Genomic DNA, 24,639 nt, shown 5'->3' with positions numbered 1-24,639 from the left:
ACCATAGCAGCAACGCAGAACCGGCCTCAGTGTCACAGATTTAAAGCGTGAGCCAACTCACCTGACTGAGTGCAACTCTTAGAAGAAGATCACAAAAAACATACCGAGCCAAACAAAGGTAAAGCCAATTAACCAATATATTTCAGAGTGTTATATTAAATATTAAAACTGATAATTCGTTTTTTAATACCAATCAATGCGCGTTCGCTAACACCTTGTCTACGCAGACAAAAACGCTATGCCACGATAGTCAGTCGCAGAACCTTAAGCCATGGTTTACAATAGCGCGATATTTTGAACCCTTAGCTTTTGCACACTCAGCCACAGGATGCCCCCATGCCTTGGATCCAACTCCGTATAAACACCAATAGCGATGACGCTGAAACCATCAGCGACTTGCTCATGGAAGAAGGCTCAGTCTCTATCACCTTCGAAGACGGTAAAGACACCCCTATTTTTGAACCTAAACTGGGCGAAACCCCACTGTGGCGCGATACCGTTGTCGTTGCCCTATTCGATGCAGAAACCGATCTGACACCGACCATCGCCATGCTGAAAACCTTGCCTTTCCTCGGCGAGAACTTCAGCCATAAGGTCGAACAAATTGAAGATAAAGACTGGGTGCGTGAGTGGATGGATAACTTCCACCCCACTCAATTCGGCACGCGTTTGTGGATCTGCCCAAGCTGGCGCGAGATCCCCGATCCAACCGCAGTCAATGTGATCCTCGATCCCGGTCTTGCCTTCGGCACAGGCACTCACCCTACGACTGCACTGTGTTTAGAGTGGCTAGACAGCTTAGATTTAACCGATGAAGAAGTGATCGACTTTGGCTGTGGCTCTGGCATCTTAGCCGTAGCAGCACTGAAACTGGGCGCGAAAAACGTCACAGGTATCGATATCGACTATCAAGCCATCGACGCCTCGCGTGCCAACGCCGAGCGCAATGATGTCGCCGACAAGCTAGCCTTGTACTTGCCAGAAGACCAACCCGCCGATCTCAAAGCCGACGTTCTGGTCGCCAATATTCTTGCCGGCCCACTGCGTGAATTAGCGCCTTTGATCGCAGAACGCGTAAAAACCGGTGGCAAACTTGCCCTTTCCGGTCTCCTCAAAGAACAAGCCCAAGAAATCTCTGACTTTTATAGCCAATGGTTCGATATGGACGCAGCGGCTCACAAAGAAGATTGGAGCCGCTTGACAGGCAAGCGTAAATAGCGCTAAAGGGTGGCGCAACATGCGCCACCGCTGGCTTCTAACTATTCAGCCTCTGACTTCTCGCCGATTAAAAGTCAAGAAAAAAAATTACATCTAGGTCATTTATTGACCTTTTCACGGCCAACAAAAAGGGCTACTATAGCGCCCCTTTGAAGAGCTAAGGTGAAACATAAAATGCAGATTGGACCCTATCAACTGAACAATCAGCTGATCGTGGCACCAATGGCAGGTGTCACCGATCAAGCTTTCCGTAATCTTTGTCTTCGTTATGGCGCAGCCCTAGCGGTTTCCGAGATGCTTTCATCCAATCCTGAAGTTTGGGATACAGATAAAAGCCGCCAGCGCATGACGCATTCTGGCGAGGAAGGCATCCGCTCAGTGCAAATTGCAGGAGCCGATCCTGATTTAATGGCGCAAGCCGCGTTGTTCAATGTTGAACAAGGCGCTCACATCATTGATATCAATATGGGTTGCCCCGCGAAAAAAGTGAATAAAAAGCTGGCTGGCTCAGCGCTGATGCAAAACCCGCCGCTGGTAAAAGAAATTTTACAAGCCGTGGTCGCCGCAGTGAATGTGCCCGTCACGTTAAAGATTCGCACCGGCTGGGAGCCAGAACACAAGAATGGTGTTCAAATCGCCCAGATTGCCCAAGATTGTGGCATCGCCTCGCTCGCCGTTCACGGTCGCACGAGACAATGTATGTACAGAGGCGACGCTGAGTACGACACGATTAAAGCAATCAAACAGAATGTCTCGATTCCTGTCGTCGCCAATGGGGACATCGACAGTCCGGAGAAAGCCCGCTTTGTGCTGGAATACACCGGTGCCGATGCCTTGATGATAGGACGGGGTGCTCAAGGACGGCCTTGGATTTTCAGAGAAATCCAGCACTACTTGGAAACGGGTAATAAGCTAGCGCCCATTGAGGTTGCCGAACAGCGTCAAGTGATGCTGGAACACCTCACCAAACTGTATGATTTGTATGGTGAATACAAGGGTATCCGCTTCGCCAGAAAACATATGGGATGGTACCTAGACCAAGAAGCTCAGCGCCAATTTAGGGCTGACTTTAATCGGCTGGAAACCGCTGCAGAACAGTATTCCCTCGTGGAATGTTATTTTGATGAATTAGTACAGAATTAATAAAGAGCAGAATAGAATGTTTGATCAGACAACTAACACAGAAGTTCACCAGCTTACCGTTGGCAAAATCGAAACCGCAAACGGCACTATCAAGCCCCAGTTATTACGTGACGCAGTAAAGCGTGCCGTAACTAACTTCTTCGCACAGTTGGACGGTCAGGAAGCACAAGAAGTTTATGAAATGGTGCTAAGCGAAGTTGAAGCGCCTCTGCTTGACATCATCATGCAACACACTCGTGGCAACCAAACCCGCGCAGCAAACATGCTAGGTATCAACCGTGGTACTCTGCGTAAAAAATTGAAAAAATACGGCATGAACTAATCCGCAAGGATTAAGCTGTTGTATTGAAAAAAAAGAAAAGGCCTGAAGAGATTCAGGCTTTTTTGCTTTTTGATACATCATTTTCTAATGTAAACCTTTCTAATGCGCGCCCTTCTTATGCACATAGTTACACAGTCACCATCATGCTTGGTTCACGCCAACTAAGACATGATTCACCACACTATGAGCTTGGCTGCGTTTGATGACCAAAACCAATAGACAATCCATACAGAGCTATAGCATAACCTTGACACGAGCTATCGGGTTTTAAGTTATAATGCATTTAAAAATCAGCCTGTTAATTCTAAAACTTTTTTAGCCGTAGGTTTTACATTGTCATTGACTCACTCTGAACAAGATATCAAGCACAGTTGGTTTGGCCATTTCTTTATTGGCAAAGCTGATGCGATAAAACTCAGCGCCAGTGGTATTAGCATTAATCGCACTAAAGGCGGCTTTTTTGTTCACTCTCGCCACGCTAACAAAGTTGCCGCTGACGAATGCTTTACCTGGCAGCAACTGGACTCTCCGCCAGTTTTTACCTTGAGTCCGCTCGGATATTTACTCAGTTTCACAGTATCTGGCAAAGCCTATCAACTGCCGTTTCTTAGCTATTTTGCACAGCATCAATTTGGCAACGAAATCGCACTGCTTTGGGCGAATGCCAACGGGGGGCGCATTGCTGGGTTAGTGGCGAAAGTCGATAAAATACTGGCACACACTTATTTACGTGAATCGCGTTTAGCAATGATACAAGCCAGAGTCGCGCGCGAATATCAGCGTTGGTTCCCTTGGTGTGAAAACCTGCCATTGTCTGCATATTTACGCTCTGTGTTAGCGAGGCTTAAGCAAATCCACCACTGGACTCGCGCCGATGTAAAGCAGCTGCGCGAAGATTACGTTCAGTCTCAGCTTGTTAAATTTGCCGACTATTTTGAGCGTGTAGAATCTAATCCCTTAACCGAAAAACAGCGCCGAGCTTGTATTATCGATGATAACAATAACTTGTTATTGGCAGGTGCTGGCACGGGCAAAACCAGTGTGATGGTCGGGCGAGCGGGATATTTACTTAAGAGTGGTCAAGCAAAACCCGATGAAATACTGCTGTTAGCCTATGGCCGTCAAGCGGCTGACGAGATGGATGAGCGGATTAAAAACAAGCTTGGCACTGAGGATATCAAGGCGAGTACTTTCCACAGTTTAGGCTTAAAAATTATCGCCGATGTTGAGCGCGCTAAACCCAGTTTGTCCCCTTGGGCAGAAGATGACAAAGCCAAAGCGCTGTGGGTGCACAATACCCTTGAGACTTTGATTGAAGATGCAGCTTACCGTAAGCAGCTTTTCGAGTACTTCAGCCGTTTCTATTATGTTGAAAAAAGCCCGTTCGAGTTCGAGGTGGAAGGTGAGTATTTTCAATACTTGAATGATAACGATATTCGCAGTCTTAAAGGTGAGCGAGTCAAAAGCTTTGGTGAGCTCTACATTGCCAACTGGCTATTTAGCAACGGCATCGAAAATGTTTATGAAGCTAAGTATGAGCATGATGTGCGCAGTATTGATTTTCGTCAGTATCAACCCGATTTCTATCTGCCTGAATACCAAGTTTATCTTGAATACTATGGTATTGATGAACACCACAATACCGCCCCTTATATCGATAACCAAAAGTACTTGGAATCGATGGCATGGAAACGCCAGCTACATCAACAACATGGTACTAAGTGTATTGAGCTATTTTATTACCAACATAAAAACGGGTCGTTAATCGGTAAGCTTGAGCAAGCTTTACAGGTCTTTAAAGTGCAATACGCGCCCTTACCCGATGAAGCCATACTCGCCACCCTGCATGAACTAGGCCGCGTGACTGAATTGGCAAAAATGTTTAGTCAGCTGATTGGCCTATATAAAGCAACTTGCCTTGATGAACATGGTCTTGAGGGAGTATTTGCCAGCGCCGCCGATGCTCAGCAGACGCGTAAGGCATTCGAACTGCTTGAGCCCATACTCACGCGCTATGAGCAGCATTTAGCAATAAATGGTGACATTGATTTTGAGGACATGATTGGCAAAGCGCTGACGTATCTACAACGTGGGCAATTTATTAGCCCGTGGCGTTTTATTATGGTGGATGAGTTCCAAGATATTTCAGAACCACGTGCCCGCTTAGTGCGTGCCTTGAGGGATTCCTGTGCGCCCCATTCTAAAACACAGGCGTCTTTATTTTGTGTCGGGGATGACTGGCAGGCAATTTATCGCTTTAGCGGTGCAGATGTGAGTTTAACCACGCAGTTTACTCACTATTTTGGACCAACCGCTCTAAGCAAACTAGATCTAACTTTTAGGTTTAACAGCAGTATTGGGAAGGTTGCCACCCAGTTTGTCAGCCAAAATCCCACACAATTGAGCAAGGATATTCGCTCCCTCACGCAGGTTACCTCCCCCGCAGTTTCAATAATACGCCGAGGAGAAAACGAACCCGCCAATAAAGATGAGCCAAGCCCGAATGCATTAGAACAAGCATTAACGGCGATAAGTGCAAGGATAAACGCCGGAAGTGACAAACTTAGCAGCTTACCGAACGTCTATTTGCTGGCACGTTTCTGGTTTCAGTTACCCGATAAAACCCAAGTTAACCAACTTAAAACTAAGTACCCCAACATGAAGATTGAGTGCCAATCTTTTCATGCTTCGAAAGGGAAAGAGGCCGATTATGTGGTGATCATGGGGATGAAGACGGGAATGCATGGCTTCCCTTCAATGAAAGTCACTCCTCCGATACTAGATGCATTTTTACCAAAAACGGAAGCGTTTGAATTTGCAGAAGAACGCCGACTATTTTATGTCGCATTAACGCGGGCAAAACACCGCGCCTATGTGATTGCCGATATGACAGATGTGAGTCCTTTCGTCACTGAACTGCTTACAAAAGACTACCCAATTGAACAAGATGAGTTCAACACCTCTTTAGTACAAAGGTTATTTGAAGACATAAAATGCGTGCGTTGTAGCACGGGAACGCTTAAGCCTAGAACGGGAAAATTTAAATCGTTTTATTCTTGCTCACACTTTCCCTTGTGCGATCACAAGGAGCAAGGCTGCGAACTCTGCGCTAGCCCAATGACGCGTAACCGTTTTGCAGGCTTTAAGGTGTGCCTAAATGAGGCTTGTGGACATATATCACCGCTTTGTAACCTTTGCGGCGGCGACATGCTGTTGAAGGATGGTCGATTCGGCCCCTTTTGGGCCTGTCGCAATTACCGCGGGCAAAACCTACCCAGTTGTACGAATACACTAAACAAGACCAAGTTATCGATCCCAAGTTAAGTGATAAAAAGCGAAACGCTTTGGCGTTTTCGTCAATCTGTATTTCAAGGTTACGAGAGCCAATTTGCCACTCCAAGCTAAGGCGGCCACCTACTCCTTAAGAGATATTTTATTCAATTAACTGTGACATCATCAGCAAATCCTGAGTATTTTAGTCGGGTTTAGTTGCTACGCATTAAAGCTGCAAATAATATGAATGTAAATTTATTGCTGCTTTGGAGCTATTCATGTCTGCTACTTCTATCCCGCAAGATGTACAAACCTCAGTTCATGGAGTGAGTTCTCAACCTCGCCATGATGCACAACTTGGTCAAGGTTTTCCGCTTAGTGAGAGCGCTCAGGATAACCACTGGCTGGAAAGAAAAGTCGGTGAGTTAGTTGCCGAAGATTTTCGCCGCGCCCATGTGTTCAGCCAATTTGGTATCGATTTCTGTTGTGGCGGCGGTAAACCGCTGTCGATCGCCTGCGAGCGTGCAGACATAGATCCCGCAAAAGTAGTTGCTGCACTGAATTCCGTAACACTGACTGGCAGCAAAGAAGATGAATTGAATCAATTACCCTTAGATCTACTTATTGAATATATAGAATCAACGCACCATCAATACGTGCGCGAAAAAGCCCCATTATTAGTCGAATACTCCGAGAAGATGGTCCGAGCCCACGGTGAGCGCTATGCCGAAATTATTCCCTTTGCGGGTTGGATACGTGCTTTAGTTGAAGACCTGATGCCGCATTTAATGAAAGAAGAAAAAATACTGTTTCCGGCGATCCGCGGCTTGAGTCAAGCAGAGCACATTGAAACTTGCTTTGGTCATATTGGCAATCCCATCAATGCGATGCAGCACGAACATGAAGAAGTCGGTTTGATCTTGCAAAAATTACGCGAGCTCACGAACGACTTCACGCCACCGGAACATGCTTGCACTACGTGGCGTGTGTGTTATGCCACGCTAGCGGAGTTTGAGGCAGACTTACATCAGCATATTCACTTAGAAAACAATATTCTATTTCCTAAGGCATTAGGTCTCGCTCAATAATCGATTAAATGTTGCTGCTGTGATGCCCCTAAATTACGGGTCATCCGCTAAACCTTGAGGCCGGACCTAAGTCTGGCCTTTCAATTGTTGACGTGCTACAACAAGTCATGTGTCGCTGACGGATAAGCTGCCATGACATTTCAATCATTTGCACTCGATGACATTGCCGATTTACACGAATCGGCTCAAGTAGAGTTTAAACTCGCAGGTGGCCGCGACGGACTAGGTCAATTACCCGAAGATATTTGGGCTACCTATAGCTCCTTTGCCAACACTTTAGGCGGCGAGATCATCCTAGGGGTGCGCGAAGAACGTGGCCATTTCAGTATTGAAGGTATTCCCAATCCCCTTCCTGTTTTACAAGAGTTCTGGGAGATACTCGATAATCCTAGCCGCACTAGCCATAATATTTTGGCGATCTCAGATGTGCAGATTATTGAAATTATGAATAAAAAGCTGATTCGCATCCGTGTACCGCTGGCACCAGAGCAGCTCAAACCTATCTATGTCGGCGGCGATCCTTACACTGGGAGTTATTTTAGGGTGGGAGATGCCGACATGCATGCAAGCCGTCGGCAAGTCAATCTACTGTTACGCCGCGCCCATCTTTGCATGAAGCAACTCAAGGCGCGTTAATTAGACATGTTATTACGTCAAAATCCTGCTAATAAATAACCGCCCATGGCCGCAATCGCTGCGCCCGTGACACGCATTAAGTTGCGTTGTCCTGTCATCCGCTGCATTCCAAGGCCTATCATTACGCCGCCTAAATGGATAACCGCAGTGCCAAATAAAAATCCTAGGGCATACAAAACTGGGCTTGCCAATGCTGGCATTTCGGCGCCGTGGGCATGTCCGTGGAAAATAGCAAATACACCAACAAATGCCATGGCGAATAACAGTGGGATTTGACGATCAAAAGCGATGGCGAGGCCGAGTAACAATACCGAGAGGGCAATGCCAATTTCAACGAAGGGAACGGCAATTGCGTATAAGCCTAAAATCCCGCCCACTAACATAAAGGTGACAAATGCCAAGGGGACAGTCCAAATCGCGCGGCCACCGAGCTGGGTACTCAACATGCCAACGCTCAACATTGCCAGCAAGTGATCAAATCCCAATACCGGATGATTAAAACCTGACATGAAACCGCCACCCGAATGGATCTCATGGGCCGATACCGGCGCGATCCAACATAATGTGAGCAGTAATAACAACCCGATACGCGCCATAACACAGCCTTAGTCAGTGACTTCAGTAATATTAGGCTTCACTCTAGTGCAAATTTTGGGAACAAACCTTGATCTCAATCACTCTGGATTAGCAAAGAGGCAGATTCAACGCTGCCCACAGAGTTAGTTTGTGTCGATAGCCAGCACTTTAATTAACGCATCGAGAGCATTAATTTCTAAATGGGGCAACAAGGCCGCAATAGGTAAGGAATCGACTCGGCCAAAACTCGGATTCAACCACACAGACTGGCATCCTGCCAACCGTGCCCCGCGCACATCAGCATTCATACTGTCGCCAACATGCAGTAAATGTTGCGGTGCAATGTTTAATCGCGAGCAGGCCAATTCGAACATGTCTTTTGCGGGTTTCATATGCACGCCATTGCCTGGATGCAACACAAACTCGAAGGCATCGCCTAAACCAATTCGCTCGGCATCCACATTGCCATTGGTGATGCCGATTAATCTAAAATGCTGCGATAGGCGTTTGAGTAACAAGAGCACTTCGTCAGATACTTGAAAATGACTGCGATGAAAATAAAAACACGCCAATCCTTGCTCGGCGCCGCGTTCGGCTTCAATGGCCGAATACCCTAGCTGTATTAGCCCTTGGCGAAGCGTTGCTAAACGGGCAGCGCTGGTGTCGTGGGCGAGCTCGCGATTTTGCTGCAGCAGTTGCAGCTTTAGCCTGCGCCAATCATGGGTTTGCCACGCCTGCGACAATGGATAAGTCTGCAACAGAAACGTCGCCAGCTCAGCTTCGGCATTTAAAATATGCGGCAGATTGTCGTACAGGGTATCGTCGAGATCGAAACTGATCGCTTGAATATTTTGAGGTCTAAGATAGCAACGCATTATTTATCCTGTATTTTTTTCGCTCTAGGATGGGCGTTATCATACACCTTAGCTAAGTGTTGGAAATCCAAACTGGTATAAATTTGCGTGGTCGCTAGGTTTGCATGGCCCAATAATTCTTGCACCGCCCGCAGATCGGCGCTCGCTTCTAACATGTGAGTGGCAAAGGAATGGCGCAGTTTATGTGGATGTACGCGTACCGATAATGCCTGTTCTTGCCCCCATTTCGCCATCCGCGCCTGAATACTACGATGGGAGAGTCGCTTGCCCTTTTCGGTTACAAATAAGGCGTTATCTTCACAGGGGATCTGCTTTCGGCAATTGAGCCAATTCAGCAAAGCAGCAATCGCTAAACGACCGACGGGGACGATACGTTCCTTATTGCCTTTACCTAAGACTCGCACTTCTTTCAAATCGTATTGCACACTGGATAAATTGAGCGCGGCGAGTTCCGCTAAACGTAAGCCACTGGAATAAAACAACTCCATCATGGCCTTATCCCGCAGACTTAGGGGATCTGTACCTTCAATGTCGAGCAAGTGACTGATCGCATCGACATCGATATTCTTCGGCAGCGGTTTGGCTTGTTTGGGAGCACTTAAGCCTTTGGCAGGATTAAGCTCAATCACACCTTCGCGCAGCAAAAATTCACCCCATTGTTTTACCGCAGATAAACACAGAGAAAGCGATCGCGGGCTTAAGCCTTTGCGGTGCAATTTAGACAATACTTGCTGCCAATGCTCGCGGCTCACATTGAGTAGATGCACGCCTTCGGGCAAGAGATCGCTTCCGCGATTAAGCTCGTAAAGGTAATTACGTACTGTATGGGCCGACAACTGCCGCTCGGTACTCAGATAGCGTTCAAAGGTTTGTAACCATTGAGTATTAAGCGCCGACACTTCGGCTGTTTGCGTACTCATATCGGTTTCCTCATGGGTTTTCCCAAGCCTTGAGTGAGCACAATCGCTCGACGGCCGTTACAGCTTAGCGAGCATGTGCGCCAGCAAACGCCGCAGTTGCTCCAGCAGCATGTTATCCATATCGGGATGAAAATGGGTGGCATCTTGGCTGGCAATAGCAAAAATGACTGGGTTGTCTTCCGACAATTTCGTCAGTGCCACCGACCCCACTTCGCTACCAAATAGGCGTTTAGCCTCTTGCTGCGTGAGTCGGCCAAAATAGTGACCTTTATGCAGCCTTTGATCCCATATTGCCTTCATATCGGTATCGAGCACGCTGATCAAACGCACATGACTGAAATTAAACTGTAATTTCAAACTGTCGGCCAACACTTCTTTAAGTGACACTAGATCGGCACAATTCAATAACTGGAAGGATAACTCAGTATTGAATTGGTAAATCTTCTCGTTACGCGCCGCCATGGTTAACAGACTGGTGATTTCTTCTTCCAACTGGCTCACTCGCTGGCGCAGCATTTCTTGGCGACGTTCCACCAAAGAGATGGCGCCGCGTTCCATGTGAGGCAAGCGCATCGCCAGCAGCAGCTCGGGATAGCGATTAAAAAAGTCGGGATTATCCAGCAGATATTCGCGAATAATCAACTCATCGAAAGGCACATCCGTCTGCGGCATCAAGGGCTCTGTCATAACTGAATTTGTCCATCGTAAACGTGCTGCGCTGGGCCCGTCATCCACAAAGGTTTACCCTCGCCTTCCCAGTTGATGGTTAAGGTGCCGCCGGGTAAATCCACCCGCACTTGCTGGCCGAGCTTTCCTTGCACTTGACCTACAACTACAGCTGCACATGCGCCTGTGCCACAGGCCAAGGTTTCGGCCGCGCCGCGCTCAAACACCCGCAGCTTAATGTGGCCTGAGTCTACGACCTGCATAAACCCCACATTCACGCCGCGCGGAAAACGCTCATGCTTAGTGAGCATGGCACCAATTTCAGCGACAGAAGCGCTCGCCACATCTTCAACGTCGAGCACGCAATGGGGATTGCCCATAGAAGCCGCGCCACACAAAAAGGTTTGCATCGGTGTTTGCAGTAAATAGGTTTTTTCAGGTTTCTTAGCTTTGAAGGGGATCTGACTCGGTTCGAGGATCGGCACGCCCATATTCACGGTAACAGTACCGTCTCGCTCTAAGCGCAAAGTCATCTTGCCAGACGAAGTACTGACACGGATTTTACTCTTATTTGTCAGGCCTTTATTACGCACAAAACGGGCGAGACAGCGGGCGCCATTGCCGCATTGTTCGACTTCAGTGCCATCGGCATTGAAGATGCGATAATGAAAATCTAAATCGGGATCATAGGGCGGCTCAACTAAGAGTAGTTGGTCGAAACCTATGCCAAAGTTACGGTCGGCTAAACGGCGGATCTGCTCAGGCGAAAAGAACACGTTCTGCGTGACCCCATCGACCACCATAAAATCGTTGCCCAGTCCGTGCATCTTAGTGAATTGGATCAAGATACTTATCCTTTAAGCCGAGGCGCCGCTCATAAAGTATGAAACCAAGCGCCTGAATCAATATAATTTTTCTAGTTTACGGCAGGAGTTGCTCACCTTGCCAGAGCTGAGACAATTTTTCTCGCTCACGCACTAAGAAAGCCTGCTCACCATCCACCATAACTTCAGCCGCACGAGGACGAGTGTTGTAGTTAGAGGCCATAGCAAAACCATAGGCACCACTCGAACGCACCGCCAGTAAATCACCCGCGGCTAACGCGAGCTGGCGATTTTTACCTAAAAAGTCACCGGTTTCGCACACTGGGCCAACAATATCAAACTCATAGGCCTCTGAGTCCCTTGGCACGACTGGGATAATATTTTGCCATGCACTGTAGAGTGCGGGACGAATCAAGTCATTCATCGCGCCATCGACAATCGCAAAACGTTTGTCGCTGTTTTCTTTCAGATAAAGCACCTGAGTAACAAAAATCCCCGCATTGGCGGCAATCGCACGGCCCGGCTCGAAGATCAGCTTCAGTTGACGATCGCCCAAACGCGCCAATATGGCAGCAGCATACACATCCGGATGTGGCGGCGTTTCGGCATCATAGGTCACCCCTAAACCACCACCCACATCGAAATGCTCAATAACAATACCCTGCTCGGCCAAACGGTCGATCAAGGCGAGCATACGATCCATCGCATCGAGGAATGGTTTTATTTCAGTCAGTTGTGAGCCGATATGGCAATCGACACCTTTCACTTTTACATATGGCAACGCATGGGCACGGGCGAAAACGATTTCAGCCTCATCCATAGCGATACCGAATTTGTTTTCTTTAAGGCCAGTCGAAATATAGGGATGGGTGCCCGCATCCACATCGGGATTAATCCGCAGGGACACAGGCGCGACTTTACCTAAACGCCCTGCGACCAGATTTAACTGCTCAAGCTCGGCACTCGATTCGACGTTAAAGCAATAAATGCCCAGATTAAGTGCCTGTTCCATTTCAGCCGCTGTTTTACCCACGCCAGAGAACACTACTTTGGCGGGATCGCCGCCCGCTTCTATCACTCTGGCTAACTCACCGCCCGACACAATATCAAAACCACTGCCTAAACGTGCCAGCACATTCAGTACGGCCAAGTTCGCATTGGCTTTAACTGCGTAACAAATTAAATGTGGATGATCTGCCACAGCATTATTAAAAGCATGCCAATGGCGCTCTAGCGTGGCGCGGGAATAGATATACAGCGGTGTGTCATAGGTTTGAGCTAAATCGGCAACCTGGCAGCCTTCGGCGTGCAGGGCATTTTGTTGGTAGAGAAAGTGATCCAATGTCTGATTCCTTACTGCGCTTTATCGCTGCGATAGTGATGGTCGTTTTAGCTATAGCGATTGTTATTGTTGTGTTTTTTGTGCTTCGATGGCTCTAATTTCGGTTTTAATCTCTTCCACTTCAGGCACAATTTTAGCTTCATCAACCTTTTTAGGTTGATTTACCTCTGTGGCGGGCGAACGATAGAGGGGGCCTTTTTGGCCGCATGCCGTAATGAATAGGCTACCAAGCAATAACAATAAAAACAGTCTCATTTTTCTCAACATCTGTGCATCTGGTGACTAATGGTCTTATAATCGCATCCATCTTGACGAAAGCAAAGGACAGAAATGCATGGCCATTACAGATACAGAATTTCACCAGCTCGCCGATGACATGTTCCAAGCCATAGAAAATGCGATTGAAACTGCGATTGATGAGCAAGATGCCGATGTTGATATCGATGCCAGTGGCAACGTATTGCAATTAGAATTTGTTGATGGCTCTAAGATAGTGATCAACAAGCAAGAACCTTTGCATGAGATTTGGGTAGCCACACGTTTTGGTGGATATCATTTTGGTTTTGTTGAAGGTAAATGGATGGACGGACGTAATGGCGGCGAATTTATGCCATTCGTGCAAGAGTCTATCGAGCGCCAAGGCGGAATTAAGCTTAGCTTTTAATCTAAGTCATACGTAGCGCAAGCCATAATAGTGCAGTGCCATAATAGTGCAGTGCCAAACAATAATGGGAGCCTTGGCTCCCATTATTTATGTTCAAAATCCAGCTTAAAACTCAGTGTCTTGATCGCTCACATCGATACCGAACGGCGCTACAGTTAACTCCCCCGCCACTCGCACTAGATGGAAAAACTGCGGAATATTAAACCGCGCCCGTGAAGCATAATGTTCATCGAACACATAGTGATGAGTGACTTTATTCACTAATTCGGCCATATTTGATCCCGCCTGCACATAGTGACTCAGCTGGTTTTCCTCATCGAGAATAAATACATCCAAGTTATCGACTCGTTGGCGTAGAAAATATTGAATAGCCCCTTTCGCCGCATAGTTCTGCACCACTTTAGGCATACTCGAAAAGGGATCGTCACCCAATTCAGGCCGTGGCAGCAACACAAGATGACTGCGGGATAACTGCTGATAAAAAGACTTAGCATCACTCAAATCCTGATAGGCCATGCCTAAAGGATTAAAAAAGATCCCATAGCGGGTATGCCTTATCTGCAGCGGCTGTACTAAGGTGCTGGATTGCTGCACTTTTTGGCACAAACGCATGGTTTGTTTAAGTAGATTTTTCACCGCTAACTTGAGCTGTGGCCGTAACTTTTGCGAGCAACTGATCACATCCATGTCCACGGGTAAGCTGGCCCGCCTGAGCCCTGGCGTCACAAAGGCTAATGCTTGTAATACCGCAGTATCCCCTTCGAAACGATGACACTGCCACTCACCCCAACTATTCAAACAAATGGCATCTAACGCCCCAAGCATATTGGCTTTTTTACGCCCAAGTGAGAACACGTTAGCATTCATCACATCGACCATCATTTCCTGTCCGCTCCATTCAATGGTGGGATCGCAGTCCAGATTAAGCACAAAAATCAGCTTACGAAAATGCCATGGCTGGCATAAGTCACGTTTAGATACCCGCCAATCGTGGTCGATAAAATTCAGTAACCGCTTAGACGCTTCGGTAAGCCGTTTCGACTTTGCCTTACTCTGACCATATTCATGCCATTGCGTATCAGGGGTCGAAATTCCGTTTAGACATGCCCAGATCATTAAGGCGGATGGCGTTTTACCCTTACATATCGCCGACTCACCCAACAGATTTAGTGGCTGTGGCCCTTGGCGATAAAGATAATATTTCCGCTCGCGAGAGCTTGATACCATAGTCACTTCGGACTCGGCGACCGAGACACTCCACAGTAAATTCAGCTTAGCGATTTGGTCTTCATCTTGGCTAAAATAAGTGTGTAATTTACGAGTCAGCATGCCCAGCTCTTCAATCCGCAAGCCTTCATTAAGCTCATGGGTCGATGCAAAGCGCAGTAAAGTTTGGTAGCTCGCCAACAAGAGTTCATTCAGCTGCTCGTTAAACCAATTGAGCTGACCACTGTGCCAATGTTCGCAATCGTCTAAGGTGCTGATCAAACTGTCGGGCCATTGCCAATCCTGCACCAATTTTTGCAGCTTAGGATAACGCCAATCTTTGCCCTCTTGCGTGCGGCTCAAGTGCACGCCACATTTTAGATAAAAGCAGCGCCGCGCAATCTCAAGTCGACGGGTATCATTCTGCTTAAGCAAATAGGTTTCGATAATCTCGTAGATAGAGTAATAGGCATCATTCGATGTCGAAAAATCGCCAGCTAAGGTTTTCTGCCAGAGGCGATCACAAAGCACAGTTGAATGTGGATAATCGCTGGCATAAGCCTCGAGCAGCAATACTTTAATCAGCGCCTTATGGGGTTTTTCTAAACCTTTATAAAGCTGCCATAAGGAAGCACCAAAGTACTCACTCGCAGGTAATTCATGCACATCGCCTAAAAACAAGAGTGCAGGATTGAGTTTAGCGTCAGGCCACCATGCAATGGCTTTACCCGCCAGACGAATTTGACTGCGATAAAACTCTTCCAGTAACAACCAGTGCTGGGTGCTGCCACTGTGCTCATGGGCCATAGTTGACAGACAACCACGCAGAGTTTGATCACCACAAAACTGTTGTGGATGGACTAAGTAAAAGTTCACCTCAAACTGATACTCGGCAAACCATGCGGTCAATCTATCGGTTTTAATCCTGATCAGCGCTAACTCTTCAGGGCTTAAATCTGCCCTATGCACTAACCAAACATCGACATCGCTCTTGGTATTTTGGCCAAAGCTGCCAGTACTTCCCATGGCATAAACGCCATCAAACGCGTTGATGTCAGCTTCTTGAGTAATAAAGGGTAGCGAGAAAACATCACAGGCTTGGGATTCAATTTCGCTAAGCTGATACTCATTAATGCCACAGGGCGTATTAGCGGCATGATAGCCGGGATACTGAACGCTGTTCTGGTGAATTAAAAAGGGGATCAAATGGAATAAGTGTTTTTGCAGCGGCGATAGCAAAGCCAAGGCGCGCGCAATGCGGACCTTATTAAGTCGTTCAGCTATATCAGGAAACTGTATTTGCCGATCCATTCAAAAACACAACACTTAGACACTTATGAGAAGTGTGCTCATGTTAACACTTTTGCAAACACGAGCAACTATATGTGAAGCGCATCACACTTTCACGCTATGTAGAACATCGCCGACTTCAAAGAATCGATACGGCTTCCTTACATAAACGATTTGCCAATGTTAGCATTGGCGCAACTAAGATCTTTGATGGAAACTAGGCATGTCTGAGAACCGCATACGTATCGCAACCCGCAAGAGTCCGCTGGCCATGTGGCAAGCTGAATTTGTTAAAGCCGAATTAGAACGCATTCACCCAGGTATTGTGGTGGAATTGCTGCCAATGAGCACTAAAGGTGACGTTATCTTAGATACGCCGCTAGCCAAAGTGGGCGGTAAAGGTTTGTTCGTCAAAGAGCTTGAAGTCGCTATGTTAGACGATCTTGCCGATATCGCCGTGCACTCAATGAAAGACGTGCCAGTCGACTTCCCTGAAGGCTTGGGCCTTGAAGTGATTTGCGAGCGCGAAGATCCCCGCGATGCCTTTGTATCGAATTTATATAAATCGATCAGCGAATTACCATTAGGCGCAACTGTGGGCACCTCGAGCCTACGTCGTCAATGTCAGATACGTGCATCACGTCCCGACCTCATCATCAAAGATTTACGCGGTAACGTGGGTACGCGTTTAGCTAAGCTTGATAACGGCGAATACGATGCCATTATTCTTGCCGCTGCTGGCTTAATCCGTCTGAAATTGTCTGAGCGTATTGCCAGCTTTATTTCTGCAGAAGAATCCTTGCCCGCCAACGGCCAAGGCGCTGTGGGTATCGAATGTCGCATCAACGACGAACGTGTTAAAGCGCTACTGGCGCCATTAGAGCATTTAGAAACTCGCTACCGTGTTCTTGCCGAGCGCGCGATGAACACTCGCCTTGAAGGTGGATGCCAAGTGCCGATTGGCGCATTTGCTGAAATCGATGGTGACAAGATGACGCTACGCGGCCTAGTCGGTAACCCCGATGGCAGTGAAATCATCGAAGGCGTGATCACAGGTCCAAAAACCGAAGCCACGCAATTAGGTGTTGCCCTTGCTGAAGAGTTACTCAGCAAAGGTGCCAAAAGCATTCTCGACGCCGTTTACGCTAAAGCCTAAGTCAATGAAAGTCTTACTGACGCGCCCCGAGGGGCGCAATCAGTCCATGGTCGATGCCTTGAATGAACGAGGCATTGCTCACTGGGTCACACCTCTGCTGTGTGTCGAAGCAACGCCCGCTATCGCAACGAATACCCCGCATCCTTTGGCACACGCCGATATGATTATCTGCATCAGCGCCAATGCTGTGACTTTTGCGGATAACGCCTTAACTACTACAAATCCACCCCATAAAGCTTGGCCTCCAGCTCAGTACTTCGCGGTAGGGCATGCGACTTGGGACGCATTAAACCAGCTCGGTATTTCTGCCCTCGAAGCCCCAGATCATTGCCAGCAGACCGAAGGGCTACTCACACTCGCGCCGCTGCAAGAGATTAAAGGTAAGCAGATTACTATTATACGTGGTGTCGGTGGCCGCGAAGCCTTAGCCGAACAACTGGCTGCGCGCGGTGCACATTTGCGCTATTGGGAAGTGTATCAACGAGCTTGCCCGCCACTCGATGGTCAACAGTTAGCTCTGCAATGGCAAGCCTTCGGGATAGACACTATTGTGGTGACCAGCGGTGAAGTACTGGATAACCTGATTAATTTAGTGCCAAAAGAGTTATTTGCATGGCTGCGCTCATGTCATATCATAGTCCCCAGTAACCGAGTAGAAGCTCAAGCTCACGCCTTTGGTATAACCCAAGTCACCAATGCCAATGCCGCCAACAGCAAAGCCGTGCTAAACGCCCTTAAACTCTAAGCGCTATTTAGCCCGATTTTACTCGAATTTCGGCAGTAGCATGTTTTCAAGGACTGTTAAATGGATAACAACAAGCACGACGCAAAGAGCCCAGAATCAGAGGCTACCGCTATTATTGTGTCACCGGAAACGACCGATGATACGCCCGCAACATCAGCGTCATCCACCGAATCCCAAACAGCCAAAGCCACCCCTTCAACCGCGCCGAGCCAAACGCCAGCATCCAATAGAAGCTCGTGGGCGATTCGCTTTGGGGTTTTATTAGCGCTGGGGTTAACCGCTTGCACCCTTGGCGGCGGTTTTATGCTGTACCAACAAATGCAACAGCAACTACTGGCGCAGGATGCGAAAAATATCGCCCTGCAGGACCAATTACAGCAAGCGCTATTGCAGCCAAATCAACGTATTGGCCAGCTTGAACAGCAACAACTGAATGATGCTAAGACTTATCAAGAATTAACAAAATTAGCAGAAGACCAAAATCAACTGCAGGACAGGATCAATAAACTGGCCCAGCGCAGCCCAACACATTGGATGGCCTCTGAAGCCGAATATCTCGTGAATATGGCGGGCCGTAAACTTTGGTTAGAGAAAGATCCCCGCACCGCCACCGATCTATTAAAATCGGCGGATGAAACCATCGCCGCCATGAACAATCCGGCGTTACTGCCTATTCGTAAGGCATTAGCAAAAGACATCGCCGCCACGGCCAGCATTAAAACCACAGATATTGATGGCAATGTATTGGCGCTCGATGCCTTAATTGAACAACTCGATAAACTGCCACTGAATCGCACCGACGCAGAAACCGATGCGCCAGAAGATACAACGATTACTGGCGATTTGAATGATTGGCAGAGCAATCTGGGTAAAACGTGGAAAGCGTTAACCCAAGACTTTATTACCATACGCCACAAAACCGCCGATGCGCCCGCTTTACTCGCACCGGAACAGCAATGGTATCTGGTGGAAAACATTCGCCATAAACTGCTGCAATCGCAACTTGCGTTATATCGCTATGACAGAGCGGCTTATCACCAATCATTGATGATGGCGCGCAAGTGGATCCAAACCTATTTTGATACGCAAGATCACAAGACAGCTGAGGCCATCGCCGAAATCGATAAATTAGCAACCTTAGAACTTGATCCTATTACCCTGAAATCCTTTGCAGCTAAACCTCTGTTATTACAGCTGACTAGTTATGGCGAGCTGACCTCATCAGAGGATGCGCCACTATGATCAAAATATTAATTTTCTTAGGGATAGTGCTAATAGGGCTCTGTATCAGCCCTTGGTTGGTTGGTAATACAGGTTATGTCTATATCGCTGCGGGTGACTACCAGATTGAGACCAGCTTAGTCTTTGGGATCATTGCATTAATTGTATTTTATGCCGTATTCCAAGTACTCGAATGGTTGGTGATTAGCGCCATCAACCTGATGCTGCGCAGTCGTTTTATTCCCCATCACTGGCGCCGTCGCTCAGCTAAAAAACATACCTTAATGGGTGCACTGGCTCTGGCTGAAGAAGATTGGCCAGCAGCGGAACGCGCAATGATAAAGGGCGCTGATAACGGCGAGCTCCCTGCACTTAATTTACTTGCAGCGGCCCGTGCCGCTCAGTATCAACAAAAAATAGCCGAGCGAGATCAATATCTTGATCGCGCTGCAGCGCAACCTCTTGCCGCGAATGCCGTAGCAACCACTCGCACTCGATACCTCTTAAAACAAGGGGAATTATCCCTAGCCCGCACCGAGCTGGATAAACTAGCACCGACGAGCAAGAGTAAAGCGCCAGTACTCAAACTCGCCCTTGAGTTATACCGAACCCAAGAGGATTGGGATGCGCTCAAGCTATTAATACCTATTTTGAAGAAGCGTCAGATCCTCGATGATGCTCAGCTGAATGAGCTCAATATCGCCACTAATTGCGCGTTACTCAAAGCCGCAGCCATCAAAGGTGAAGAAGCTTTAGAACAATGCTGGCAATGGTTATCTCGCAGTGAACGCAATCAGTCTGAGTTTCTGGCGATTTATGCCATGGGTTTATGCCGCTTTAATCGTAGAGACCAAGCGCTGAAACTAATCGCGAAAAAGTTACGAACCGCTCCCGAGTCAGCACTTTTACATGCAATTCCTGAAATCGCGACAGCCCAAGACACAGAAATCCGTAAACAGTTACTCAAGCATGAAGTCACCCATGAGAATAATGCGGACTACCAGATGTGTTTGGCTAAGCTTTATCAGCAAACGCGGGATATGAAAGAAGCCAAAAGCTGCTGGCAGAATGTGTGCCGACTCGAACCAACAAAAGCCTCTTGGTTGGCGCTCGCAAGGATTCAAGAACAGTTAGGCGAACAAGGTAACGCCAATCAGAGCTACCGTCAGGCAGTTAACCTGTAGCTCTACGACATCAATAATGATAACGCCGTGATTAGCACTGTTGTGAGTCACGGCGTTTACCACTAACGAAAGTTCTTGCTTCGTTTCTACTCAAAAACGTGACTCAGTAGGTCGGTTTGTGTCTTTTCATAAAACATTAACCTTTCAATCCCAATTGATTTGCTATAAATATACTTAACTACAAAGTTGCAAAATACTAAATGCAGCCCTTTTTATAAATATATCTACTACATCTAGTTACACATCTGAATCCTGTCTTTTTTATATCCAACATCTCGCAAACCCCAGTCAGCACAAGCAATACAGGTGTGTCAAAAAATTGACTTTCAACTCTTTGTTAGCTAAAATTCGACCACTTGTATCGCAATCCAACACATATGTTGGATTTGTGCGTCTGTGGAATTAACACACTTTGGCTGTTGGGAGCTAATTATGGGATCGGTAATTACATCAAAGAAAGGTTTGCTTAAGTTAGTAAAAGGGCAAATCAATGTCGAAGTTGATGGTTCAAATCAACCCGCTAAGGATGGCGAACAACTCCCAAAAGGTGCTGTGCTCCATATTGACGAAAACGCGACCTATGAGATCACCTTCGACGATGGCACTAAGCTATCGAACGAAGTTGCCCCCAACGAACCCGCAGTAGCCACCAACGCCACTGACGCGGCCGCCTTAGATGAAATCCAAGCATTACAAGATCTTATTGCATCCGGTGAAGACCCAACTCAGAATCTTCCAGAAACCGCAGCAGGGAACACTCCAGGCCGTGACGGTAACTCTGGCTATGTCACTCTAGCTCGCAGTGGTAGCGAAGTCTTAGCCACATCAGGATATTCAACTACAGGTCAAGCACTAACAGGCACTACGGCCAATAATCCACAACTGACCATTGCTGCAGATTCCCCATCGGCACTCGCCAATGACAGCAATACGACCGATGAAGATTCCGTTGCCACAGGTAACGTACTCGATAATGACAGTGATGTAGACTCAAGCTTAAGTGTTGTGAGTTTCGAAGTCGGCGGTACCACTTATGCAGCAGGTACCGAAGTCACACTCGAAGGCGGCACTTTAGTCTTGAACGCCGATGGTTCATATACCTTTACACCCAATGAAAATTGGAATGGCCAAGTACCTGTTATTACTTACACCACCAACACAGGTGCCAGCGCGACCTTAACCATCAATATATCGCCTGTAGATGATGCATCTGTTCTGGTCAACGATTCAAATACAGTAGATGAAGATACACCTGCCACAGGCAACGTTCTCGATAATGACAGCGATGTAGACTCAAGCTTGAGTGTTGTGAGTTTTGAAGTCGGCGGTACCACCTACGCAGCAGGTACCGAAGTCACGCTCGAAGGCGGCACTTTAGTCTTGAACGCCGATGGTTCATATACCTTTACACCCAATGAAAATTGGAATGGCCAAGTACCTGTTATTACTTACACCACCAACACTGGCTCTTCAGCAACATTAACCATCAATGTCACACCAGTCGCCGATGGGGGGCCTAGTGTCACTATCAATACAGATACAAACAATGATGGTTTTATTAGTAACGAAGATCTAGCTGGCAATACTGAAATCAATGTCACTATTGGCTTAGATGGCACAGGTGCAAATGTAGGCGATACACTTACTGTTAATGGTGTTGACTACACATTGACTCAGGAAGATATCAACAATGGCTTTGTGAATCTCAATCTTCCAGCTCCTGGGGAAGGCGGAACGATTACAGTTGTCGCGACTATTACTGATAGTGCAGGTAACGTATCTCCAGAAGGCAGTGATTCAGCAATACTTGATACAACGGGACCAACAATTACTGTTGATGCGCCTGATGATACCAAAGATACGACACCGACTATCACAGGTTCGACTGATGCCCCACCGGGTAGCACTATTACGATTGTAGTGACAGATAGCACAGGTGCAGAGCAAACTCTCACCACCACAGTAAACCCTGATGGCACCTATTCCGTAGATGTCACTAATCCACTCGCTGAAGGCGGCTATACCGCTGTAGCAACAGTGACAGATCCTGCTGGTAATACAGGTGAAGCTACTGATAATGGTAATGTTGATAACACAGCACCAAATATTACCGTCGATGTTCCCGATGCAACCAATGACACAACACCGACAATCACGGGCACTACAGATGCCCCTCCAGGTAGCACCATAACAATTGTTGTCACCGACAGCACAGGTACTGAGCAGACGCTAACCACCACGGTTAACCCTGACGGTACATATACTGTGGATGTTACCAATCCTGTCGCCGAAGGCCCTATTACAGCAACAGCGACAGTTACAGATCCTGCAGGTAATACCGGCACAGCCACAGATGACGGTAACGTGGATATCACAGCACCTAACATCACTGTTGATGCACCCGATAATACACAAGATACCACCCCTACTATTACTGGTTCGTCAGATGCAACGCCAGGTAGCACAATTACGATTGTTGTCACAGATAGCACAGGTGCAGAACAGACATTAACAACGACTGTTAATGAAGATGGCACCTACGCAGTGGACGTCACAACCCCTCTGGCTGAAGGTGATTATACCGCTGTAGCAACAGTGACAGATCCTGCTGGTAATACAGGTAAAGCCACTGATAATGGCAATGTAGACACCCAAATTGACCAAGATGGCGACGGCAACACCGTGGCGATCACCAGCATTACCGATGACACTGGCGCCTCGGGCAGCGACTTCATCACCAACGACAACACCCTGATTTTCAAAGGTACTGTCGATTTGGGCGATGACAGCACCTTGGCCGTCACCATCAATAGCGTGGTCTACACCACCGCCAACGGCTTGGTGATTGATGCCAGCGGTAACTGGAGCATCGACTTAACCGGCACCACATTGGCCGATGGCACTTACCCTGTCAGCGCCACGGTCACTGACCTGGCTGGCAACAGCAAAACCGTCACCCAAGACGTGGTGATTGATACCAAGATTGACCAAGATGGCGACGGCAACACCGTGGCGATCACCAGCATTACCGATGACACCGGCGCCTCGGGCAGCGACTTCATCACCAATGACAACACCTTAGTCTTCAACGGTACCGTCGATTTGGGCGATGACAGCACCTTGGCCGTCACCATCAATGGCGTGGTCTACACCACTGCCAACGGCTTAGTGATTGATGCCAACGGTAACTGGAGCATCGACTTAACCGGCACCCCCCTGGCCGATGGCACTTACCCTGTCAGCGCCACCGTCACTGACTTGGCTGGCAACAGCAAGACCGTCACCCAGGACGTGGTGATTGATACCAAGATTGACCAAGATGGCGACGGCAACACCGTGGCGATCACCAGCATTACCGATGACACCGGCGCCTCGGGCAGCGACTTCATCACCAATGACAACACCTTAGTGTTTAACGGTACGGTCGATTTGGGTGACAACAGCACCTTGGCCGTCACCATCAATGGCGTGGTCTACACCACTGCCAACGGCTTGGTGATTGATGCCAGCGGTAACTGGAGCATCGACTTAACCGGCACCACATTGGCCGATGGCACTTACCCTGTCAGCGCCACCGTCACTGACCTGGCTGGCAACAGCAAAACCGTCACCCAGGACGTGGTGATTGATACAAGCTCTGCCAATTCATCGCCAACAGTAATCATTTCAGAAGACATCAACAACGATGGCTTTATCAACAATGACGAACTCAATGGCCAAATAAACATTGCAGTCACCTTAAGTGCTGGTACAGAAGTTGGCGACTCTCTAGTAGTAACGGACCAAGCAGGCAATGAGTTGTTCAACGGGATAATAACCCAAGCTATGTTAGACAATGGTTTAGCGCTAGCGATTGATGCCCCTGCGATTGGAACCAACTTAGTTATAAGCGCCGAAGTCACAGATAAGGCAGGAAATACTTCATCCGGACAAGATCAGGCTAGCTTAACCAATACTCAGAGTGACACTCTGGAAATAGCCGAAGACAGTATTGGTACTGGAAATGTACTCACTAATGATGTTGGCAATACTTCAGTTGTCAGTTTCAGCCTTGATACGAACAAAGATGGAATCCAAGAAAACTTCGCTGTTGGCCAAACAGCAGTGATTCTTGGAGTGGGTAGCATTACACTAAATGCCGATGGTAATTATAGCTTTACACCAGCGGCAAATTACGATGGTCCAGTACCAGAACTCACCTATGTCACTAACACTGGAGAGTCAAATACATTAACAATCAAGATCTCCCCAGTAGATGACTTGCCTGTGATTGCCGGCGACGATGTCGGT

General features: G+C 47.7%; 20 protein-coding genes. 12 read left to right on the top strand and 8 right to left on the bottom strand.

Features of this window, described 5'->3' with window-relative positions:
• Window positions 1-336: 336 nt before the first annotated feature.
• The 6 genes from prmA to FW758_RS14155 all read left to right on the top strand — a co-directional run bounded on the left by prmA (window position 337) and on the right by FW758_RS14155 (window position 7,680).
• The gene (gene prmA / locus FW758_RS14180; protein WP_446445723.1) at window positions 337-1,218 is read left to right on the top strand and encodes a 50S ribosomal protein L11 methyltransferase; all 882 of its coding nucleotides are present in this window, start codon (window positions 337-339) and stop codon (window positions 1,216-1,218) included.
• 174 nt (window positions 1,219-1,392) lie between these two features.
• Entirely contained in the window at window positions 1,393-2,361 is a 969-nt protein-coding gene (dusB, locus tag FW758_RS14175) for a tRNA dihydrouridine synthase DusB (RefSeq protein ID WP_006083370.1), read from the top strand.
• A 16-nt stretch (window positions 2,362-2,377) separates the two neighbouring features.
• The gene (gene fis / locus FW758_RS14170; protein ID WP_006083371.1) at window positions 2,378-2,683 is read left to right on the top strand and encodes a DNA-binding transcriptional regulator Fis; all 306 of its coding nucleotides are present in this window, start codon (window positions 2,378-2,380) and stop codon (window positions 2,681-2,683) included.
• Between the two features lie 333 nt (window positions 2,684-3,016).
• Window positions 3,017-6,007: a UvrD-helicase domain-containing protein gene (locus FW758_RS14165; protein ID WP_446445722.1), complete on the top strand. Its 2,991-nt coding sequence runs from the start codon at window positions 3,017-3,019 to the stop codon at window positions 6,005-6,007.
• 227 nt (window positions 6,008-6,234) lie between these two features.
• On the top strand, window positions 6,235-7,044 hold the full coding sequence (gene ric, locus FW758_RS14160) for an iron-sulfur cluster repair di-iron protein (protein WP_446445721.1): 810 nt from the start codon (window positions 6,235-6,237) through the stop codon (window positions 7,042-7,044).
• 132 nt (window positions 7,045-7,176) lie between these two features.
• A complete protein-coding gene (locus FW758_RS14155; protein WP_446445720.1) occupies window positions 7,177-7,680 on the top strand; it encodes an AlbA family DNA-binding domain-containing protein in 504 nt (167 codons plus the stop codon).
• Window positions 7,681-7,697: 17 nt separating this feature from the next.
• Here FW758_RS14155 and FW758_RS14150 read toward each other — a convergent pair whose 3' ends face one another.
• From FW758_RS14150 to lptM, 7 genes are all read right to left on the bottom strand, one after another.
• Window positions 7,698-8,276, bottom strand: coding sequence for a HupE/UreJ family protein (locus FW758_RS14150; protein ID WP_012090405.1), 579 nt, complete (start codon window positions 8,274-8,276; stop codon window positions 7,698-7,700).
• Window positions 8,277-8,399: 123 nt separating this feature from the next.
• On the bottom strand, window positions 8,400-9,131 hold the full coding sequence (locus FW758_RS14145; protein ID WP_446445719.1) for an HAD-IA family hydrolase: 732 nt from the start codon (window positions 9,129-9,131) through the stop codon (window positions 8,400-8,402).
• The gene (gene xerC, locus FW758_RS14140) at window positions 9,131-10,051 is read right to left on the bottom strand and encodes a tyrosine recombinase XerC (protein ID WP_311906508.1); all 921 of its coding nucleotides are present in this window, start codon (window positions 10,049-10,051) and stop codon (window positions 9,131-9,133) included. The genes FW758_RS14145 and xerC overlap by 1 nt, the downstream gene beginning before the upstream one ends.
• A 57-nt stretch (window positions 10,052-10,108) precedes the next feature.
• The gene (locus FW758_RS14135) at window positions 10,109-10,738 is read right to left on the bottom strand and encodes a DUF484 family protein (protein WP_011848049.1); all 630 of its coding nucleotides are present in this window, start codon (window positions 10,736-10,738) and stop codon (window positions 10,109-10,111) included.
• Window positions 10,735-11,562, bottom strand: a complete 828-nt coding sequence (gene dapF / locus FW758_RS14130; protein ID WP_446445718.1) for a diaminopimelate epimerase — start codon at window positions 11,560-11,562, stop codon at window positions 10,735-10,737. Before dapF ends, FW758_RS14135 begins: the two co-directional genes overlap by 4 nt.
• Before the next feature lie 76 nt (window positions 11,563-11,638).
• Window positions 11,639-12,883, bottom strand: a complete 1,245-nt coding sequence (gene lysA / locus FW758_RS14125) for a diaminopimelate decarboxylase (RefSeq protein ID WP_446445717.1) — start codon at window positions 12,881-12,883, stop codon at window positions 11,639-11,641.
• A gap of 63 nt (window positions 12,884-12,946) precedes the next feature.
• A complete protein-coding gene (gene lptM, locus FW758_RS14120; RefSeq protein WP_220591311.1) occupies window positions 12,947-13,138 on the bottom strand; it encodes an LPS translocon maturation chaperone LptM in 192 nt (63 codons plus the stop codon).
• A 79-nt stretch (window positions 13,139-13,217) separates the two neighbouring features.
• On the opposite strand from lptM, the gene cyaY reads away from it, so the two are divergent.
• Window positions 13,218-13,547 (top strand): iron donor protein CyaY, encoded by a 330-nt coding sequence (gene cyaY / locus FW758_RS14115; protein WP_006083426.1) that lies wholly within the window; start codon window positions 13,218-13,220, stop codon window positions 13,545-13,547.
• 105 nt (window positions 13,548-13,652) lie between these two features.
• On the opposite strand, the gene FW758_RS14110 is transcribed toward cyaY, so the two are convergent.
• Entirely contained in the window at window positions 13,653-16,064 is a 2,412-nt protein-coding gene (locus FW758_RS14110; RefSeq protein WP_446445716.1) for a class I adenylate cyclase, read from the bottom strand.
• Window positions 16,065-16,266: 202 nt separating this feature from the next.
• Here FW758_RS14110 and hemC point away from each other — a divergent pair, with 202 nt between their 5' ends.
• The 5 genes from hemC to FW758_RS14085 all read left to right on the top strand — a co-directional run.
• Complete coding sequence (gene hemC, locus FW758_RS14105; protein WP_259515908.1) at window positions 16,267-17,199, top strand: hydroxymethylbilane synthase; 933 nt, start codon at window positions 16,267-16,269, stop codon at window positions 17,197-17,199.
• Window positions 17,200-17,203: 4 nt separating this feature from the next.
• Window positions 17,204-17,944 (top strand): uroporphyrinogen-III synthase, encoded by a 741-nt coding sequence (locus FW758_RS14100; protein WP_446445715.1) that lies wholly within the window; start codon window positions 17,204-17,206, stop codon window positions 17,942-17,944.
• Between the two features lie 60 nt (window positions 17,945-18,004).
• The gene (locus FW758_RS14095) at window positions 18,005-19,186 is read left to right on the top strand and encodes a uroporphyrinogen-III C-methyltransferase (protein ID WP_446445714.1); all 1,182 of its coding nucleotides are present in this window, start codon (window positions 18,005-18,007) and stop codon (window positions 19,184-19,186) included.
• Window positions 19,183-20,349 (top strand): heme biosynthesis HemY N-terminal domain-containing protein, encoded by a 1,167-nt coding sequence (locus tag FW758_RS14090; protein ID WP_446445713.1) that lies wholly within the window; start codon window positions 19,183-19,185, stop codon window positions 20,347-20,349. The genes FW758_RS14095 and FW758_RS14090 overlap by 4 nt, the downstream gene beginning before the upstream one ends.
• Before the next feature lie 432 nt (window positions 20,350-20,781).
• A partial coding sequence (locus FW758_RS14085) for a beta strand repeat-containing protein (protein ID WP_446445712.1) occupies window positions 20,782-24,639 on the top strand: 3,858 nt, incomplete at its 3' end.

Source organism: Shewanella sp. 1180_01 (genome assembly GCF_052850535.1).
Note: the sequence above shows the minus strand (reverse complement) of the source record. Positions and strands in the feature narration are given on the sequence as shown.